A 19068-nucleotide genomic window follows, 5' to 3' on the forward strand; every position below is an offset into this window, starting at 1 on the left:
TTTATGAAAACATAGATTTTATTGGTTCAAATGATTTACGATGGTGAATAGTTGGTCCAAATTCTTCTAACGCTTTTAAATGTTGCTTAGTCCCATACCCTGCATGTTGCCCAAAACCATACATTGGAAATTCCTCGTCTAATTGCTCCATATACTCATCCCTTGCCGTTTTAGCTAAAATGGATGCGGCTGCTATCGCTAAGCTCTTAGCATCTCCTTTTATAATCGAATCTTGAGGAATTGTAATAGGCAATGTCATTGCATCTACTAAAACAACATCGGGCTTCGTTGACAATGATTCAACACTTACCTTCATAGATTGTTTTGTTGCCTCATATATATTCAGTTCATCAATTTGTTGGGCAGATTGAAAATGAATAAAATAGCTTATGGCATGCTCTTTAATTAATGTAGCAAAGCCGTTTCGTTTATCCTTCGATAATTGCTTCGAGTCATTCAGACCAACAAGTGCCTCACAATTTGTCGGTAAAATTACTGCTGCCGTTACGACTGGTCCTGCTAGTGGTCCTCTTCCTGCTTCATCTACACCCGCAATAAATGTATCTTTTCCCCCATAACTTAAATCAAATGTAACTTTTTTTTGATGCTCTTGCAGTAATTGATGTTTTTTATCTTGTCTCTTTTGCCAAGTTAGCCAAGCCTTTTGTACACCTGCTCTTTCATCGGCTGCAACTTCTTTCATCCAATCTTGCCATTCCTCAGCAGCTTTCAATGCAGTTGTAATTTCCTTAATGGTTTTCATTGTGTACTCCTTCTTGCTTCTATTCATTCAAACTATATCATGGTCAGTTCTTATGTAGTCTCTTTAACTTGAAAACTATTTTCCTCTCTATAGTCATTATCGGTTAAAAAATGTATTCCTAAAAGAAAAACTGTCACAAAAGAACGTGTGACAGTTTTAAATACTTATAATTGTTCAGTTTCCTTTTCTAACTGCTCATCCACAAAATCAAAGGTAAGTTTACCTAATTGTAATCCACGGATATCTCGAACAATTAGTTGAGCTACTTGATCATAATCTATTTCTCCACCAGGACCAAATACACGACGCAGCTTACCAATATGGTCAAAAGTATCCACTAACTCCTCATGGATAAACTCAAGACCGTAACGCTCCTCCATACGCTTTGGATAATGATTAGATAAGAAGCGTAACCCATAGACAGCTAGGTCTTCCATATTTGTAATAGTATCCTTAATAGCACCAGTTAAAGCTAATTTAAAGCCTACTTCTTGATCCTCAAACTTCGGCCATAAAATACCTGGTGTATCCAATAGTTCAAGCTCTTTACCAACTTTGATCCATTGCTGTGCCTTTGTCACACCTGGTGTATTGCCTGTTTTAGCGATATTTTTTTTCGCTAATCGATTTATCAATGTTGATTTTCCCACGTTTGGAATACCCACAATCATGGCACGAATAGCTCTAGGCTTCATTCCTCTTGCTTTCATGCGATCAAATTTTTCTTTTAAAATATCTTGTGCCGCTTTTGTGACTTGCTGTAAGCCCTTGCCCTCAAGTGAGTTAATGGCTACTGCTTTATGGCCACGCTTTGCAAAATACTCTACCCATTTCCGTGTTTCTTGTTCATCTGCCATATCCGCTTTATTTAAGATCAAAAGACGAGGTTTTTGGTTAATGACTTCGTCAATCATCGGATTACGTGAGGATAGCGGTAAACGTGCATCTATTAATTCAAAGATAATATCGACAAGCTTTAATTTTTCAGTTACTTCACGTCGGGCTTTAGCCATATGCCCTGGAAACCATTGTATCGTCACAGCTATACCTCCTAAACTAAAAGAAAAAGGGAGTGATTATGCTCTCCCTTTCTTACATTACTTTACAATTTTTATATCACTAAATGGCCAGAAAATCAGACTGGTATTACCGATAATTTCTTTTTGGTTAACAAGGCCAATATGTCGACTGTCTTTACTATATCGACGATTATCTCCCATAACAAAGATATACCCCTCAGGAATGGTATTGCTATCCAAGGAAACATCAATGTCATTTAAGGTGAAATCTTCTGTTAAAGTGCCCTCTGTGATTTGCGCTTTATAGGCATCTAAATAGGGTTCTTCAATTGGTTCACCATTTATATACAATTGATCATCCTTATACTCTAGTGTATCTCCTGGCAATCCAATTACACGCTTTATGTAATTTTTTTGTTCAGGTGCATGAAATACAACGATATCAAAACGTTTAGGCTCACCTATTTTATAACCAATTTTATTCACAATCATTCGGTCGCCATCTTCAAGGGTTGGCATCATGGACTCTCCATCAACTGCAATGGGTGTAAATAAAAAATATCGAATAACTGCAGCAATCGCAAATGCAATTAATAGTGCTTTTGTCCATTCCCATAATTCATTTTTTTCTTTCACTTGTTTTTCCATTGAGAATTGCCCCCTTGTCTAACACCATTTTAGATGATAGTCAATAAAGATGACAAGCAAAAAGAAAAGAGGCTTGAACACAAGCCCCTCACTTTTAAGTCATAATTATCGAATTTCTTTAATACGAGCAGCTTTACCACGTAGGTTACGTAGGTAGTAAAGTTTAGCACGACGTACTTTACCACGACGTACAACTTCTAAGTTAGCGATTTTTGGTGTGTGTACAGGGAATGTACGCTCAACACCTACACCGTAAGAAATTTTACGAACTGTGAAAGTTTCGCTAATTCCGCCACCACGACGTTTAATTACTACACCTTCGAAAATTTGGATACGTTCACGAGTACCCTCTACTACTTTCACGTGTACCTTAACAGTATCACCAGGACGGAAAGTTGGTAGATCAGAGCGAAGCTGAGATTTTGTAATTTCTGCAATAATGTTTGACATTGTTTTCTCTCCTTAGACAGATGCTCATGCACGCAATCTATGCCACAGCGGAACACCGTAATTCAGTACTCCACATAGAAGTACAGATTAGATGTTATCATAAATAGATTCAGCAATCAAGCATCTAGACGATTGTTTTTTAGTTTTTCTAGATACAATTTTTGCTTGTCTGTTAATGGGTATTGCTCCAGTAAGTCAGGACGGCGCTCAAAAGTTCTCTTTAGCGACTGTTCCTCTCGCCATTGCTCGATTTTAGCATGATTCCCCGATAATAAAACATCAGGTACCTTCATGCCACGGAACTCCGCAGGACGTGTATAATGTGGATGCTCAAGTAGACCCGTTGAAAAAGAATCCTGGATATGAGAATCCTCTTGTCCTAAGACACCAGGTAACAATCTCACTACGCTATCAATAACAGTCATAGCACCTAGTTCCCCACCTGTTAAGACAAAATCGCCAATAGAAATCTCGTCTGTCACGAGATGCTGCCGTATACGCTCATCATAACCTTCATAATGACCACATAGGAACACTAACTCTGTCTCCTGCGCTAGCTCCTCTGCTTTTTTCTGGGTAAATCGTTCACCCTGAGGACACATTAATATGATACGTGGCTGTTTCCCTGCAGTTATAGCCTCTACTGCACTAAACATTGGTTCAGGCTTTAATACCATACCTGCACCTCCACCATATGGATAGTCGTCAACCTGATTATGCTTGTTCCCTGAAAATGTACGAATATCCGTTACCTCTAAATTTACAGCTCCCTTTTCTTGTGCCTTCTTTAAAATAGATGCACCAAAAACGCCCGAAAACATATCAGGGAACAGGCTCAATACATGAATATTCATCATAATAAGCCTTCCATAACATGAATGACTATTTTTTTGTCTATAACATCAATATCTTTCACGATATCTTCTATATAAGGGATATAATGTTCTTTCTTAGTCCCTTTCACTACCCATACATCGTTTGCCCCTGTTTGCAGGATATCTGCTACAACACCGATTGTTTCGCCCTCTTCAGAAATAACTGTGCAGCCTATTATTTCATGGAAAAAGAACTCATTTTCTTCAAGAAGATCATCACTCATTTGATCTTTTGTCACTTTCAACATGCCTTCTTTAAATGGCTCAACCAAGTTGATATTGTTCATGCCTTCAAAAGTTAATAAAATAAAGTTTTTATGACGACGCACAGATTCAATCGTTACCCAGGTTGGCTTCTTATCGTCCTTTTTAAAGGCAGCAAGCTTATTTCCTACTGTAAAGCGCTCTTCTTCAAAGTCTGTTGTCGATAATACACGTACCTCACCACGAATACCGTGCGTATTGACAATTCGACCTACATTAAACCATTCCATTCTATTTCACCTCGTAAAAACATGCTTATCTTCACAAAGCATCTGGCTCATCCCAAAAAGGTTCCGTTCTTGCAGATGTGCTTTGGAAGAATGTAGTTTTAGCTAAGACGCATTTGTCTTGTCAACAATAATATAAGCAATATCCTTTAGCTATACTCCTTATTTAAGCTTTATTTTCCACTTAAAGAGCAGTCATAGCGATATGCTGATGTTAAAAAAAGATAAAAAAAGGAAGGAACCTACAAGCTCCCTCCTTTTTCGTCCAGATTTTACGCTTTATACTAAAAGGCCACTTCGAACTCCTAAGCGACATGTAAACACACCTATCAGGACTCACTAGTACTTGTTGCAAGAGCGTGAAAATCTTTTCTATTAATCCAATATATCGACGTAGGTCTTCTTTTGATGGTGACTACCTGCCGCTGAATAAACAATTGTACGAATCGCTTTTGCTACTCGCCCTTGCTTGCCTATGACTTTCCCTCTATCCTCTGGATGAACAAAAAGTTTATAAACAATTCGATTTGCATTTTCATCCGTCTCAATACGAACTTCTTCTGGATAATCGACTAACGGTAAAACGATTGCTTCAATCAGCTGCTTCAAAGACGTCGCCCCCGATTATTTACTGAATTTTTGGTTATGGAATTTTTCCATGATACCTTGTTCTGAGAACAGGTTACGTACTGTATCTGATGGTTTTGCACCGTCAGCTAACCATTTAAGAGCTTTCTCTTCATCAATGTTTACAGTAGCTGGTTGAGTTAGTGGGTTGTAAGTTCCAACTGTTTCGATTTGACGACCGTCACGTGGTGAACGAGCGTCTGCAACTACGATACGATAGAAAGGAGATTTTTTAGCTCCCATACGTTTTAAGCGAATTTTAACTGCCATTTTAATAGCACCTCCGAATAAGTTTCACACAAGATAGTATATTATCAATGTTTAGGTTGTTTGTAAAGTGTTTTTTCTTAACACCTAAAAATTATTATTTAAACAATGAATCAAAGCCTGGTAATTTCATTTTTTTCTTCCCTTTACCACTTGCCATTCCAGTCATTTGTTTCATCATTTTTTTCATTTCATCGAATTGTTTAATGAGACGATTCACCTCTTGAATAGATGTCCCAGAGCCTTTCGCAATACGCTTTTTACGGCTACCATTAATGATTTCTGGGTTGGTCTTTTCAGCAGGCGTCATCGAGTAAATAATGGCCTCTACACGCCCCATTTGCTTATCATCAACTTTTACATTATCTAAGCCTTTGATTTTGTTAGCACCTGGTAGCATTTTTAAAATTTCATCAAGAGGGCCCATTTTCTTGACTTGCTGTAATTGCTCGACAAAATCATCAAAAGTGAATGTTTGAGATTTAAACTTTTCCTCTAATTCTTTGGCCTTGGCTTCATCTACATTTGCCTGAGCTTTCTCGATAAGGGACAGAACATCGCCCATACCTAATATACGAGAGGCCATACGCTCTGGATGGAATGGCTCAAGCGCATCCATTTTTTCGCCCATCCCGACAAATTTAATTGGTTTTTGCGTCACAGAACGGATAGATAATGCAGCACCACCACGCGTATCACCGTCAAGTTTTGTTAAAACAACCCCAGTAATACCGATTGCCTCATTAAAGCTTTCTGCTACATTGACTGCATCTTGACCCGTCATGGCATCAACAACTAGGAAAACCTCATCTGGCTCTTTTAATGCACGAATATCCTTTAACTCTTGCATTAGGTCTTCATCGATATGAAGTCGACCAGCTGTATCAATAATCACTACATCATGATGCTCTTCCTTTGCCAATTCAATTGCCTGACGTGCAATTTCTACAGGAGATACCTCAGTACCTAGCGCAAAAACAGGTAGTGATAACTGTTTTCCTAATGTTTGTAATTGTTGGACAGCTGCTGGACGATAAACGTCAGCGGCAACTAATAATGGTTTACGATTATATTTTTTTCGTAGAACATTTGCCAATTTACCTGTAGTGGTCGTTTTACCCGCACCTTGTAGACCGACCATCATAATGACAGTGGGTGGCTTCGTATTAAACTTAATGGGACTTTGTTCGCCCCCCATTAATTCTGTTAGTTCATCCTGTACAATTTTAATAACTTGCTGACCTGGTGTTAAACTTTGCATAACATCAACACCGACAGCACGTTCACTTACCTTTTTCACGAATTCTTTGACTACTTTTAAGTTAACATCCGCCTCGATTAAAGCAAATCGGACTTCTCGCATCATTTCTTTAACGTCTTGCTCTGATACTTTCCCTTTGCCTTTAATCTTTTGGATCGTTCCTTGGAGTCGTTCCGCTAATCCTTCAAAAGCCATTGCTTTCGCCTCCTAATCCCATTCTTTCAGCTGCTCAATAAGTGCTAGCTGCTCTTCAGCTGTCATACTTTTTTCTGTAATCCCCTGTGTTAGCTGTAACAGCATTTGGGTACGTTGTTGAAATTTTTCAAGTAAACATAATTTTTCTTCATATTCCTCAAGCATCGCTTCAGTTCGACGAATATTATCGTAAACAGCTTGGCGTGAAACACCATACGATTCAGCAATTTCTCCTAGAGAGTTATCATCCAAATAGTATAGCTCCATATAACTTCTTTGCTTATCTGTTAATAATGCTTGATAAAAGTCGAAGAGAAAGTTCATGCGTGTTGTTTTTTCAAGTAGCATCGAATGTTTCTCCTCCCGCTATTAGTCATTTGTATCATAACGAAAAGCGCCCGTCTGTGTCAAGGTAATCTCCTTGTCTAAAAGCCTAAATTGCAGCTTTCAGGCATTTTTTGCCTTTGGCCAGTATTACGCTTTTAAACAAGTCAATTATCCTATACACAATCGAGCGTTTTTATCTATTATGTGTCAGTGTCATTTTATCCAATTTTGTTCAAAAACTGAAGCAAACTAAGCATCCAGCTTTCTCAATAGAAGACATACATGGCAATCAATTTAAAACTATTCAGCCACTGTTAGCTGTTACTCATCATTATTTTGTAGTTCCTTATCCAAACCATCAGCAAATAATCCATAGACATATCTTTCTGCATCAAATGGCTGTAAATCATCCATTTTCTCACCAAGACCCACAAATTTCACAGGAATGTGCAGCTTGTTACGAATAGCAAGAACAATCCCCCCTTTAGCAGTACCGTCTAACTTTGTTAAAACAATCCCTGTCACATTCGTTGCCTCTTTAAATGTTTGTGCTTGAACAAGCGCATTTTGGCCAGTTGTTGCATCTAATGCTAATAATACTTCATGTGGAGCATTTGGAATTTCACGTGAAATAACACGATGAACTTTTTCAAGCTCATTCATTAGGTTCACTTTGTTCTGCAAGCGTCCCGCTGTATCACAAATCAACACATCTGCTTTTCTGTTTTTTGCTGCACGAATCGCATCATACATGACTGCCGCCGGGTCAGAGCCTTCTGATTGTTTAATAACCTCACAACCAACACGATCTCCCCATACTTGTAATTGATCAATAGCACCTGCACGGAACGTATCACCCGCAGCTAATACAACCGTTTTCCCTTGAGATTTTAAACGGTGTGCTAGCTTACCTATCGTTGTTGTTTTCCCAACACCATTTACGCCAACAAATAGAATAACAGTTAGTTCACCATCTGGCTGCATAGTTAGTTCAATTAAATCTTCTTCACCTTGCTCATAAATTTCGACAAGCTTCTCAGAAATCACTGCTTGGATGCCATTTGTATCTTTAATATTTTTACGTTGCACTTCATAACGCAGTTTATCCATAAGTTCCATGACTGTTTCAAATCCGACATCAGCCTGTAATAGTAAGTCCTCTAATTCTTCAAAGAAATCCTCATCCACTTTACGATAGCGTGCCACAAGGTCATTCACTTTTGATGTAAAAGAATTACGTGTTTTTTCAAGACCAGCCTTGAATTTTTGTGTTATTGACCAAGCAGAAGGCTTTTTCTCTTCCAGTTGTTCATCCTCTACTACTGCTAGCTCCTGAACATCTAGCTGTGCTTCTTCTATTTCAGGCGAGGCCTCGGCTTCCACTTCTTTCACAATCTCCATTTCTGGTGATTCTTCATCTTGTTCAGACACTTTTAGATCAACGGTCTCAATGGCAGCAGGTTCGTTTGATTCTTTAAGCTCTGGCTCCGAATGGTCAGATTCCTGTTCTTTGTCGGTTGCGTCTAGCTTCTCTTCCTCTGCTGGATTACCCATTAATTTATCTTTTAAACGTTTAAAAAAACTCATGCTTGTTCGCTCCTTTGCTCCGCAAGTACGGGTTCATCTTCTAGTTTTACTGATACAAGTTTCGACACACCTGATTCTTGCATGGTTATACCATACAAGACATCAGCTCCCTCCATTGTTCCTTTACGATGAGTAATCACAATGAATTGTGTGTCGAGACTAAACTTTTTCAAATACTGGCTATAACGCACAACATTCGCCTCATCTAAAGCCGCCTCTACTTCATCCAGAATACAAAATGGTACAGGTCGAATATTTAAAATGGAGAATAGCAAAGCAATGGCTGTAAGTGCACGCTCACCACCAGAAAGCAAACTTAAATTCTGCAATTTTTTTCCTGGAGGCTGTGCCACAATTTCAATACCTGTTTCCAATAAATTTTGTGGGTCAATTAAAACCAAATCAGCTTGTCCCCCACCAAACAATTCACGGAAAACACGTTTAAATTGCTCTCTAATAGCATAAAACGTTTCACTAAAGCGCAACGTCATTTCTTCATCCATTTCTTTGATTGCTTCATGTAATGTTTCCTGTGCAGCAAGCAAGTCCTCCCGTTGTTCAGTTAAGAAAGTATGACGTTCTAGTACTCTATCATATTCCTCAATCGCACTTAAATTAACAGGTCCTAGCTCTTCAATGGATCTTTTTAACAATTTAACACGTCTTCGCACAAACTCTTCATCTTCTATTGCCAGAGCTTCTTTTTCAGCCTCTTCGAATGTTAACTGATAATTTTCTTCGAGTTGTTCGATAAAATTATCCATTTCAAATTCTACACGATTACGTTTTAACTCATTGGCACGAATTGCTTCAAGGTATCCTTTATGAATACGTTGCAGTTCCTTGAGTTGTTCTTCCAATGTAGAGAGTTCTTGTTGTTGTCCTATTTTCTGCTCTTTCTTTTCAGAAATAGTCTCTTGTAAGGCATCTCTTCTTGCTTTCCATGTCGCAACCTGTTCCTCAACCTCTTCATCACTTAAATGATTTGTCGATTCATCAGATTGCAGCCACATTATTTCCTGAGAAATATTTTTAACTTTTTGTTGTGCTTTGTTTAATTGTAGTGCCAGTTCAGCAGTTGTAATTTGAACTTGGGACATTTGTTCTTGCATAACCGCTAACTGTGAACGCTTTTCGGCAAGCTGTTCTCGTAAGACGTCTTTCTCTGTCTCCCCTTGTAACTTTACCTTACTTAATTGTTCGACAGTTTCATTGATTTCGACAAGCTCTATGGCAAGGGTATTTAAGCGCTCCTCTGCTGCTTGTTTTTGTGTTAACAATGCTTCCTCACGTGTTTTTACATCCTTTGTTTCAGTTGAAGCAAAGGTTACTCTGGCTGATAAGCTGTTTTCAACGACTTCTAGCTCACGAATACGACTTGACTGTTGCATCTCATCTTTTCGTAATTGCTCTCCTTCAAGCTTTAATTGCTCTACTTGATCTCGCAGTACCGCAAGCTTCTCTTTTTCGGCTGCAACAGCCTGTTCTGCACTATAAATGGAGGCCTGTAACGATTCTAGCTTAATGATTAAATCATCTAACTCAGCTTTTCTTGTAAAGAGTGAGGATTGCTGTTTCAGTGCACCACCTGTTAAGGAACCCCCTGCATTAACAATATCTCCTTCAAGAGTGACAACTCGGTATCGGAAACCACATAATCGGGCAATTTGACTTGCGCCTTCTAAATTTGATGCCACAATGACATTACCTAAAAGATTTTCAACAATTGTTCGATTGTCTTCGTTAAAAGTGACAAGTGCATCTGCCATTTGAATAAAGGCAGGATGTTCAGTTGCTAGCTGAATAGTTCCTGGATTAATTTTGCGTGATTTCATGACTGTTTTCGGTAAAAAAGTAGCACGTCCAGCCCGTTTTTGTTTTAACCAGTGAATGGCCTGTTGCGCATGACGCTCATTGGTTGTGACAATATGTTGAGAGGCAGCACCTAAAGCTGTTTCAATCGCTTGCGAATACTTTCCTTCAACTTGGATTAACTCTGCTACAGCACCCTCAATACCTTGTAAATCACCTTTATCTCGAGCAAGCAAAACTTCTTTAACACCTTGGAAGAACCCAGAAAAATCAGCTTCGAGTTCAGCTAATGTATCTTTTCTAGCCTTTAGTTGTTGTTGGTGTTGATACGCTTTGTACAACATATCCTGCTTTTCAGCAAAGGAAATATTGACATTTTTTAACTGTATTTGTAAGGTTTCATGTTGCTCCATTTTTTTCTGTAAATCATTGGTTGTTAAGGCATGTTCAACCACTAGCTTTTCTTTTTCAGCAATGATTTGCATAAGCTCTTGTCCAATTTCATCTGTTTGATCGGACATTTTTGCCGCCATTGCCTTTTGTTGAGCTAATTGCTGATCGATATTTTTCAATTCGTTCTTGACTGTTGCTTCTTCATTTAATGAATCAATATATCGATTTTTATAGTCTTCTATTTCTTCCTCGATTTCTGTCACAGATCGATTTAATGATTGCTCTAACTGCTTGATGCTCTGCTTTAATACTGATACGGCTTGTTGCTTCTCAGAGAACACTTCTTTTTTCTCCTGTTCTTGAACCAGGAGTAATTCTACTTCTGCCTTAGCCTCTTGTAATGTTGTATTCAGTTGTAGTAGTTGATTCGATGCATTTTGGCGTTTTTCAGCCATTAATGCCTTACGACCATCCCAACGCTCTACCTCCATAGTGGCATTGACAAGCTCAGCCTGCGAAACATCCAAGTAATCATCTAGATCTTTTAATAGCTTACGTATATTAGCGGTCTGTTTATCAATCATTGAAATATTTTGAGCTTGTTCTAGCTCTGTTGCAGAAAGCTCCGTAAATTCCTCTTTAAGCGCATGCAAAGATTGTGCACAATTTCTAAAATCATGCACAAGAATTGCAATATCAAAATCCTTTAGCTCAGAAGACATTTGTACATAATCTCTTGCACTAGATGCCTGCATTTCAAGCGGCTCTAATCGGTTGTCTAATTCATGGAGAATGTCTAATACACGATACAAATTTTCATCTGTTTCAACAAGCTTATGTTCAGCTTTTTTCTTTCTTATTTTATACTTTAAAACGCCAGCTGCCTCTTCAAAAATAGAACGACGGTCATCAGGTCGACTATTTAATATTTCATCAACACGACCTTGAGAGATAATTGAAAATGCCTCTTTCCCAAGTCCTGAATCCATAAACAAGTCCGTAATATCCTTCAGGCGACACTGTTGGTTATTTAATAAATATTCACTATCACCTGAACGGTATACGCGTCTTGTTACACTGACTTCTGTATAAGAAAAAGCAAGTTGCTCATCAGTATTATCTAAAATAAGCGTTACTTCTGCAAAGTTGAGTGGCTTACGAGAGTCACTCCCAGCGAAAATAACATCTTCCATCTTTGCTCCACGTAACGACTTTGCCGATTGCTCCCCAAGTACCCAACGAATCGCATCTGTGACATTACTTTTTCCACTGCCATTTGGTCCAACAACGGCTGTAACACCAGGTACAAAATCAATTCCAATGCGTTCCGCAAAAGATTTAAAGCCAATCACTTCTAGTCGTTTTAGGAACATCTATTAAGCCTCCTCTTTTGCAGCTTCTTCACGCATCATCCGCATTGCACATTGTGCAGCTTGCTGCTCGGCTTCTTTTTTTGATTTTCCACGACCAATACCAAGCTCTTGTCCATTTAATAATACGCTTGATACAAAGGTACGATTATGTGCTGGGCCTTTTTCATCGATAATCTCATAATGAAGAAGTCCATTATTCGTTTGCTGTACCATTTCTTGCAATTGACTTTTAAAATCCATCACATGCGAAAAAGCACCGACTTCTACTTTTGGGAACACGATTCGTTCTAAAAATGACACGACCGTTTGTAAATCTTGATCTAAATAGAGTGCACCTACAAATGATTCAAAGACATCTGCAAGCAGCGCTGGACGTTCCCGACCACCTGTTAATTCCTCACCTTTTCCAAGTAATACAAAGCGTCCAAAGCCTAGTTCGTTAGCAAAAATCACTAGTGATGGCTCACATACAATGGAAGCTCTTAGCTTTGTTAACTCACCCTCGCTCATATTTGGGTATTTCTCAAAAAGATATTTAGAAACAGACAGTTCAAGTACTGCGTCTCCTAAAAATTCAAGACGCTCATTATCCGTAAATAATTTACGGCGATGCTCATTCACATAAGATGAATGCGTGAATGCTTGATACAATAAATTTTTATTAATAAATGTGATATTTAATTCATGCTGTAACAGCTCAAATTGGTTGCGTACTTTTTCAGGAAGTACGCCAGATTTCTGCATAGTTCCTTTTCTTTTCATAGCCATTGAACAAATCTGCCTTCCTAATAGTTTCTACCGTTTTAGTGTACCTTTTTCAGGGCGTTTATGCAAAAGTATTTCGGCTTAAACACAATGTTTTGGAAATTTTTCCGAAAATTCCTCTTCATACAGCATGCATCTCCCATGAGAGAGAAGTCTGAAGCTGACTGGTCATTAGATTTTTAACATAAAAAAGGGACGTTAATAGATCGAAAACCGATCCATTTCGTCCCCTTTAAATACATCTTCATTCATTGAATCTGCTCCTTCAAACAAGGGATGCAGAAAAAGTAATTTCTACTTTATTCAAGCTACCATAAAACCATTGTATGATTACGATGACCATTACACCATTAGAGGTGATCTATTTTCACTAAATAAAGTTTTAACGAAATTAGTTTAATTTACTTTCGATGTATGAGATTGCAGTACCTACTGTTGAGATTTTTTCAGCATCTTCATCAGAAATTTCCATATCGAATTCGTCTTCAAGCTCCATTACAAGCTCAACTACGTCTAATGAGTCAGCACCTAAATCATCACGGAAAGAAGCTTCAAGCGTTACTTCGCTTTCTTCCACACCTAAACGGTCCACGATTACTTTTGTTACGCGTTCTAATACTGTAGACAAATGATTCACCTCCCCTCAAATGATTATACAAAAAATCAGCTTATATGCCTAATTGAAATTACATAACCATACCGCCATCAATATGAAGCGTTTGTCCAGTCATATAATTTGCGTCCTCCGATGCAAGGAAAGCTACTGCTTTTGCGATATCCTCTGGCTGACCAAGTTTCGCAAGAGGAATCTGTGTTAGCATACCTTGTTTGATATCCTCTGGCAATTGTTCTGTCATTTCCGTTTCGATAAAACCTGGTGCAATAGCATTAACTAAAATATTACGAGAAGCTAATTCCTTTGCCGTCGTTTTCGTTAGTCCAATAACACCTGCTTTAGCCGCAACATAGTTGGCTTGACCAGCATTACCCGCTACACCAACGATGGAAGAAATATTAATAATGCGACCTGCACGTTGCTTCATCATTTGACGTGTGACTGCTTTTGTACAAAGGAAAACACCTTTAAGGTTCGTATTTAATACATCGTCCCATTCGTCTTCTTTCATACGCATGAGCAAGTTATCTCTTGTAATACCAGCATTATTCACTAAAATATCAAGAGAGCCGTATGTTTTCACAGCAGCATCCATTAATGCTGTCACTTCTTCTGTCTGAGAGACGCTAGCTTGTACAGCAATTGCTTCGCCACCGTTTTCTTGAATCATCGCTACTACTTCCTCTGCTTTTGCCTGAGAGCCACTATAGTTCACAACAACCTTAGCACCTTCTTCTGCAAGCTTTAAAGCAATAGCACGTCCAATCCCTCTTGAAGCTCCTGTTACAACAGCTACTTTTCCTTCTAATTTACGCATTAATTGACCACTCCTTCGACGCTTCTAAAACCGCTTCTAACGAAGCTTCATCATAAACACAATAAGTTGCAACAGAGCGATCAATTTTTTTCAAGAGACCGCTTAATACTTTACCAGGTCCACATTCGATAAAGACGTCAACACCTTGCGCAAGCATTTCACGCATAGAAGCTTCCCATTGAACAGCACTGTATACCTGTTCAACTAGCTCTTGTTGTATTGCTGCTACATCTTTTAATTCCTTCGCCATCACATTGCCAATTACAGGAATTTCAGGTGCAGATAAAGAAATCTCTGCCAATGCTGCTTGCAGTTTCTCTGAAGATGGACGCATTAAATCAGAGTGGAAGGGACCACTTACAACTAAAGGTATTGCTCGTTTTGCACCAGCTTCTTTGGCAGCAACACTTGCTTTATCCACACCTTCTTTAGTGCCCGAAATAACAATTTGTCCTGGACAATTCACATTAGCCACCTGAACAGAGTCACCTGATGCTGATACCTGCTCTGTTACCTCGTTCAATGCCTCTAGTTCCATTCCTAAAATTGCCGCCATTGCGCCTTGACCTGCTGGCACAGCTTCATTCATATAAAGACCTCGTTTATGCACGATTGACACAGCATCATCAAATGACATAACACCTGCTAACACCAATGCACCATATTCTCCAAGTGAATGACCCGCTGCGTAGTGTGGTTGAATACCTGCTGCACGTAACTTTTCAGCCACCATTACACCAGTAGTAAGTAGCGCTGGCTGTGCATGATATGTCAGTGTTAACTCTTCTGCTGGACCTTCTAACATTAATTTAGATAATTCAAATTGAAGAGCCTGATCTGCGCGATCATAAAATGCTTTACTTTCTGCAGCATTTTCAACAAACTCTTGACCCATTCCAACTACTTGTGAACCCTGTCCTGGAAAAATAAATGCTATTTTTGTCATTTGAATAATCCCCTTTGCTTAATCAATTTCTATGTGGCGTACTGTCTCCGTAATCGTCGAAATAACCGTATGCTCTACCATCGTATTGGCTTGTCGAATGGCACTGAAAATCGCTTTCGCATTTGATGATCCATGTGCCTTAATAACAGGTGCTTGTAAGCCAAACAATCCTGCGCCACCATACTCTGTATAGTCCATTTTATTTTTCAAGTCACGTAAATTATTTTTCATGAGCGCTGCTGAAATTTTCGTTTTCGTTGAAGACATAAAGGCCTCTTTTAACATAGAAAATAAAGCACCTGCTGTCCCTTCAATAGACTTCAACACCATATTTCCTGTAAAGCCATCTGTTACAACAACATCAGCTACTCCTTCAAGTAAATCACGAGCTTCTACATTTCCAATAAAATTCAAATCTGCTTCCTTCAATAATTCGAAGGCAGCTTTTGTTAATTCATTCCCTTTTTTATCCTCGGTACCGATATTTAATAAGCCAATTCGTGGTTTTTGCAAACCTCCAACCTTTTTAGCATAAATATCACCCATAATGGCATATTGCACTAAATGCTCTGGGCGAGCATCTGCATTTGCCCCTAAATCAAGCATCAAAAACCCTTTACCGTCTAATGTTGGTAGCGTTGTAGCTAATGCTGGTCTAGCTATTCCCTCAATGCGACCTACTTTAAATAGGCCACCCGCCATCAGGGCCCCTGTGTTCCCTGCAGAAAGGCAAGCATCTGCTTTACCCTCTTCTACTGCATCCATCATACGTGCCATGGAAGAATCCTTTTTTCTACGAACAGCACGGGCAGGATCATCAGTTCCTTCTACTGCTTCCTCACAATGTATAACCTTTAATCGATCATGTTGTTTTAAAAATGGTTCCAGCTTATCTTGATGACCATATAGTTGAATTTCTAAGTTTGGAATTTGCTCTAATGCTAAAAGTGCACCTTCAACAACTGACTTTGGTGCATTGTCTCCACCCATTCCATCAAGCGCTAATTTCATTGTTACTCACCTTTACCTTTCGTGCGGTACATATCAAACTCACCAACAAAAACGGTTTCACCATTAACGGTAGATGTTACCTCAACTTTTGTTCGATGTGTTTGTTCATCTCGTCCGATAACAATCGCTTTTGTAATAACACGATTTCCAGCTCGTACAGGTTTCACAAACGTAATATTGGAATGTACGGTTAGTGCTAGTTCGTCATCAATTACTGCAACCGCTAATGAATTTGCTTGCGCAAACAAATGATGCCCACGTGCGATGCCATTACGCTGAAAAACATGCTCTTCTTGTACATCAAAAATCGAGAGTGCTCGATGATCTAATTCAATATCTACTATCTCCCCAATTACCTCATCAATCGGGAGAGATTTTACTTCATTTTCATAGTTTTTTGAAGCAACATCTTTAATTCGCTCGCGTAATTCTGGTATTGATAATTCCATACGGTCTAAACGAATTGTTTGGACACTTACCTGAAACTGTGTTGCTAGCTGTTCATCTGTGACGAATGGATTTTCAGCTATCGTTTCAGATAGTAGTCGCTGTCGCTCTTTTTTCGTTCGTCTCAACTTCATTCGCCACCTTTTGAGTTGTTATTAGCACTTGGTACTAATATCAGTATATAGAGGTTAAAAAAAGAATGCAAGACTTGTTTTGAAATCAAGTACTTACATTCTTTCTGTGCTAACAAGCTTCTCAGATTAATCGAAGCGCTCTCCTTGTAAAACACCAGTATCTTCTAGCATTTTACGCAAGTATTGATAGTCGTCATCCTGCCAAAATGCTTTTGTTTCAAGCATCTCTGAGGCATCTTTTCTTGCGGTCTCCAATATACGATAATCATGTACTAAATCAGCTACTTTAAAATCAGGTAAACCACTTTGTTTTCTACCAAAAAAGTCTCCTGGCCCCCTTAATTCAAGATCTTTTTCAGCTAAACGGAAACCATCATTTGTTTCTGTCATCGATTGCATACGTTCTTTCCCCTCATCAGACTTAGGATCTGCAAGTAAAATACAGTATGATTGGTGCTCACCACGACCAACACGACCTCGAAGCTGATGCAACTGCGCTAGGCCAAAGCGTTCAGCATCATAGACAATCATAAAGGTAGCATTTGGCACATTTACACCTACCTCTACAACGGTTGTAGAAACTAAAACTTGAATAGTCCCTTCACTAAAAGCACGCATAACCGCATCTTTTTCATCAGCTGATAAACGTCCATGCATTAAACCGACATGATAACGATCTTTAAAGTAAGTCGCTAGCTGCTCATAAATTTCCACAGCATTCTGAACATCAAGCTTATCGGATTCCTCGATAAGCGGACAAATCGCATAGGCTTGTCTTCCAGCCGCTAACTCTAATTCTAGCTTAGATAAAACGGAGCCGAATTGTTCTTTCTTCATCCAATGCGTTTCAATCTGCTTACGCCCTGCTGGCATTTCATCAATCATCGATACGTCCATTTCCCCAAATGCAGTAATAGCTAATGTTCGTGGTATCGGGGTAGCTGTCATAAAAAGCACATCGGGATTCTCCCCTTTATCACGCAAAATACGTCGTTGCTCCACACCAAAGCGGTGCTGTTCATCCGTGATGACAAAGCCAAGTTTATGAAAAATAACATCTGGCTGGATTAGTGCATGTGTACCAATAACAATATCAAGATCTCCATTTGCCAAATCAGCTAAGATCACACGTCGCTCTTTTGTTTTAGTGGACCCGGATAAGAGTGCAACACGAACGCCAAATGGTTGGAACCATTCTTTCAAATTCTCTAAGTGTTGTTCTGCTAATATTTCAGTTGGTGCCATCAAGGCTCCTTGAAAACCTGCTGTTACTGCTGCATATAGCCCTATTGCTGCTACAACGGTTTTACCCGAACCTACATCCCCTTGTAGCAAGCGATTCATTCGATGCGGCTCCTTCAAATCCTTACAAATTTCATTCACCACGCGTTTTTGAGCATTCGTTAATTCATAGGGTAAGGAAGCAATAAAATCTCGTAACTTATGCACATTAAATTGAATAACTGTACCGTGTTCACTATCCTTCCTTATTTTCCGTAAAGCTTGAATACGCAATTGGAAGTTTAATAGCTCCTCATAGGCAAAGCGTCTCCTTGCTTGTTTAGCATGCCCAGCATCCAGTGGAAAATGAATACCCTCCAAGCCCTCTCTTATTGAAACAAGCTTATACGACTCTTGTAAATAATATGGAATTGTCTCTGGCAGTACTTCTCCACAATCGTCTAACACTTGTCGCATATATTTTCGAAATCTTTTTTGGGGGATCAAGCCTTTCAGACTATAGACAGGCTCAAAGTCAACTTGATCTGTTTTAGGACCAAATGTAACTGAAGTGCCATTGATTACTTGTCTACCCCGATCCCATTTACCAGTCACAGTAATAATGGAACCAGGTACAAGCTTTTGCTTTAAATAGCCCTGATTGAAAAATACGACTTTTACTAAATGTCTTCCTGCTAAAACAGTTACTTGGAGTCTTGACTTATTACGACCTAAAAATAAAATCGTAGGCTCCCGCTCCACCTTACACTCAACTGTAACCCGTTCGTTATGTGGTGTTTGCGCTAAATCTTTTAAACGAAAATCTTCATGTCGATGTGGGAACGTCCATAATAAATCAGCTATTGTATTGATTCCTAGTGATTCAAGATGGGCTGCTGTTTCTTTCCCGACGCCTTTTAATTCATTGACGGGACCATATAATTCAGTCATCTTATCCCACAACTCCCTTCATTGATTGTTTATGTAGTGTTATACTCTCTCTATCTAATGTACCATAAATTA

19 protein-coding genes are annotated in these 19068 nt (G+C 39.0%); all 19 read right to left on the bottom strand.

Going from position 1 to position 19068, the window contains the following annotated elements; all coding sequences use genetic code 11:
• Position 1: 1 nt before the first annotated feature.
• A complete protein-coding gene (locus NY607_RS13810) occupies positions 2 to 763 on the bottom strand; it encodes a ribonuclease HII (RefSeq protein WP_259419874.1) in 762 nt (253 codons plus the stop codon).
• Between the two features lie 164 nt (positions 764 to 927).
• Positions 928 to 1803 (bottom strand): ribosome biogenesis GTPase YlqF, encoded by an 876-nt coding sequence (gene ylqF, locus NY607_RS13815; protein WP_048391635.1) that lies wholly within the window; start codon positions 1801 to 1803, stop codon positions 928 to 930.
• A 57-nt stretch (positions 1804 to 1860) separates the two neighbouring features.
• Positions 1861 to 2430 carry a signal peptidase I gene (lepB, locus tag NY607_RS13820; protein WP_048391637.1) on the bottom strand — a complete coding sequence of 190 codons (570 nt, stop codon included), beginning with the start codon at positions 2428 to 2430 and terminating at the stop codon, positions 1861 to 1863.
• Between the two features lie 105 nt (positions 2431 to 2535).
• Entirely contained in the window at positions 2536 to 2880 is a 345-nt protein-coding gene (gene rplS / locus NY607_RS13825) for a 50S ribosomal protein L19 (protein ID WP_004269407.1), read from the bottom strand.
• 116 nt (positions 2881 to 2996) lie between these two features.
• Positions 2997 to 3734 (bottom strand): tRNA (guanosine(37)-N1)-methyltransferase TrmD, encoded by a 738-nt coding sequence (gene trmD / locus NY607_RS13830; RefSeq protein ID WP_066037837.1) that lies wholly within the window; start codon positions 3732 to 3734, stop codon positions 2997 to 2999.
• Entirely contained in the window at positions 3734 to 4249 is a 516-nt protein-coding gene (gene rimM, locus NY607_RS13835; protein ID WP_131521909.1) for a ribosome maturation factor RimM, read from the bottom strand. The genes trmD and rimM overlap by 1 nt, the downstream gene beginning before the upstream one ends.
• A gap of 372 nt (positions 4250 to 4621) precedes the next feature.
• Entirely contained in the window at positions 4622 to 4855 is a 234-nt protein-coding gene (locus NY607_RS13840) for a KH domain-containing protein (RefSeq protein ID WP_004269410.1), read from the bottom strand.
• Positions 4856 to 4870: 15 nt separating this feature from the next.
• A complete protein-coding gene (gene rpsP, locus NY607_RS13845) occupies positions 4871 to 5143 on the bottom strand; it encodes a 30S ribosomal protein S16 (RefSeq protein WP_004269411.1) in 273 nt (90 codons plus the stop codon).
• Positions 5144 to 5237: 94 nt separating this feature from the next.
• On the bottom strand, positions 5238 to 6596 hold the full coding sequence (gene ffh / locus NY607_RS13850; protein WP_048391641.1) for a signal recognition particle protein: 1359 nt from the start codon (positions 6594 to 6596) through the stop codon (positions 5238 to 5240).
• 12 nt (positions 6597 to 6608) lie between these two features.
• The gene (locus tag NY607_RS13855) at positions 6609 to 6944 is read right to left on the bottom strand and encodes a putative DNA-binding protein (RefSeq protein WP_054550507.1); all 336 of its coding nucleotides are present in this window, start codon (positions 6942 to 6944) and stop codon (positions 6609 to 6611) included.
• Between the two features lie 300 nt (positions 6945 to 7244).
• Positions 7245 to 8510, bottom strand: a complete 1266-nt coding sequence (gene ftsY / locus NY607_RS13860) for a signal recognition particle-docking protein FtsY (RefSeq protein WP_237899648.1) — start codon at positions 8508 to 8510, stop codon at positions 7245 to 7247.
• A complete protein-coding gene (gene smc, locus NY607_RS13865) occupies positions 8507 to 12088 on the bottom strand; it encodes a chromosome segregation protein SMC (RefSeq protein ID WP_259419875.1) in 3582 nt (1193 codons plus the stop codon). Before smc ends, ftsY begins: the two co-directional genes overlap by 4 nt.
• A 3-nt stretch (positions 12089 to 12091) precedes the next feature.
• Positions 12092 to 12856 (bottom strand): ribonuclease III, encoded by a 765-nt coding sequence (gene rnc, locus NY607_RS13870; protein WP_012293239.1) that lies wholly within the window; start codon positions 12854 to 12856, stop codon positions 12092 to 12094.
• A 388-nt stretch (positions 12857 to 13244) separates the two neighbouring features.
• Positions 13245 to 13481: an acyl carrier protein gene (gene acpP, locus NY607_RS13875; protein ID WP_009371143.1), complete on the bottom strand. Its 237-nt coding sequence runs from the start codon at positions 13479 to 13481 to the stop codon at positions 13245 to 13247.
• Positions 13482 to 13539: 58 nt separating this feature from the next.
• Complete coding sequence (gene fabG / locus NY607_RS13880) at positions 13540 to 14286, bottom strand: 3-oxoacyl-[acyl-carrier-protein] reductase (RefSeq protein WP_054550504.1); 747 nt, start codon at positions 14284 to 14286, stop codon at positions 13540 to 13542.
• The gene (gene fabD, locus NY607_RS13885; protein WP_004269419.1) at positions 14279 to 15232 is read right to left on the bottom strand and encodes an ACP S-malonyltransferase; all 954 of its coding nucleotides are present in this window, start codon (positions 15230 to 15232) and stop codon (positions 14279 to 14281) included. Before fabD ends, fabG begins: the two co-directional genes overlap by 8 nt.
• Before the next feature lie 18 nt (positions 15233 to 15250).
• Positions 15251 to 16243, bottom strand: coding sequence for a phosphate acyltransferase PlsX (gene plsX, locus NY607_RS13890; RefSeq protein ID WP_048391651.1), 993 nt, complete (start codon positions 16241 to 16243; stop codon positions 15251 to 15253).
• A 2-nt stretch (positions 16244 to 16245) separates the two neighbouring features.
• Positions 16246 to 16818 carry a transcription factor FapR gene (gene fapR, locus NY607_RS13895; RefSeq protein ID WP_004269421.1) on the bottom strand — a complete coding sequence of 191 codons (573 nt, stop codon included), beginning with the start codon at positions 16816 to 16818 and terminating at the stop codon, positions 16246 to 16248.
• A 132-nt stretch (positions 16819 to 16950) separates the two neighbouring features.
• The gene (gene recG / locus NY607_RS13900) at positions 16951 to 18996 is read right to left on the bottom strand and encodes an ATP-dependent DNA helicase RecG (protein WP_259419876.1); all 2046 of its coding nucleotides are present in this window, start codon (positions 18994 to 18996) and stop codon (positions 16951 to 16953) included.
• Positions 18997 to 19068: the final 72 nt, after the last annotated feature.

This window comes from Lysinibacillus sp. A4, assembly GCF_024919535.1.
Lineage (GTDB): Bacteria > Bacillota > Bacilli > Bacillales_A > Planococcaceae > Lysinibacillus > Lysinibacillus capsici.

Coding starts and splice junctions, on each gene's coding strand:
- NY607_RS13810 (WP_259419874.1), bottom strand. CDS start 763: ATGAAAACCATTAAGGAAATTACAACTGCATTGAAAGCTGCTGAGGAA.
- lepB (WP_048391637.1), bottom strand. CDS start 2,430: ATGGAAAAACAAGTGAAAGAAAAAAATGAATTATGGGAATGGACAAAA.
- rplS (WP_004269407.1), bottom strand. CDS start 2,880: ATGTCAAACATTATTGCAGAAATTACAAAATCTCAGCTTCGCTCTGAT.
- trmD (WP_066037837.1), bottom strand. CDS start 3,734: ATGAATATTCATGTATTGAGCCTGTTCCCTGATATGTTTTCGGGCGTT.
- rimM (WP_131521909.1), bottom strand. CDS start 4,249: ATGGAATGGTTTAATGTAGGTCGAATTGTCAATACGCACGGTATTCGT.
- rpsP (WP_004269411.1), bottom strand. CDS start 5,143: ATGGCAGTTAAAATTCGCTTAAAACGTATGGGAGCTAAAAAATCTCCT.
- ffh (WP_048391641.1), bottom strand. CDS start 6,596: ATGGCTTTTGAAGGATTAGCGGAACGACTCCAAGGAACGATCCAAAAG.
- NY607_RS13855 (WP_054550507.1), bottom strand. CDS start 6,944: ATGCTACTTGAAAAAACAACACGCATGAACTTTCTCTTCGACTTTTAT.
- ftsY (WP_237899648.1), bottom strand. CDS start 8,510: ATGAGTTTTTTTAAACGTTTAAAAGATAAATTAATGGGTAATCCAGCA.
- smc (WP_259419875.1), bottom strand. CDS start 12,088: ATGTTCCTAAAACGACTAGAAGTGATTGGCTTTAAATCTTTTGCGGAA.
- rnc (WP_012293239.1), bottom strand. CDS start 12,856: ATGGCTATGAAAAGAAAAGGAACTATGCAGAAATCTGGCGTACTTCCT.
- fabG (WP_054550504.1), bottom strand. CDS start 14,286: ATGCGTAAATTAGAAGGAAAAGTAGCTGTTGTAACAGGAGCTTCAAGA.
- fabD (WP_004269419.1), bottom strand. CDS start 15,232: ATGACAAAAATAGCATTTATTTTTCCAGGACAGGGTTCACAAGTAGTT.
- plsX (WP_048391651.1), bottom strand. CDS start 16,243: ATGAAATTAGCGCTTGATGGAATGGGTGGAGACAATGCACCAAAGTCA.
- recG (WP_259419876.1), bottom strand. CDS start 18,996: ATGACTGAATTATATGGTCCCGTCAATGAATTAAAAGGCGTCGGGAAA.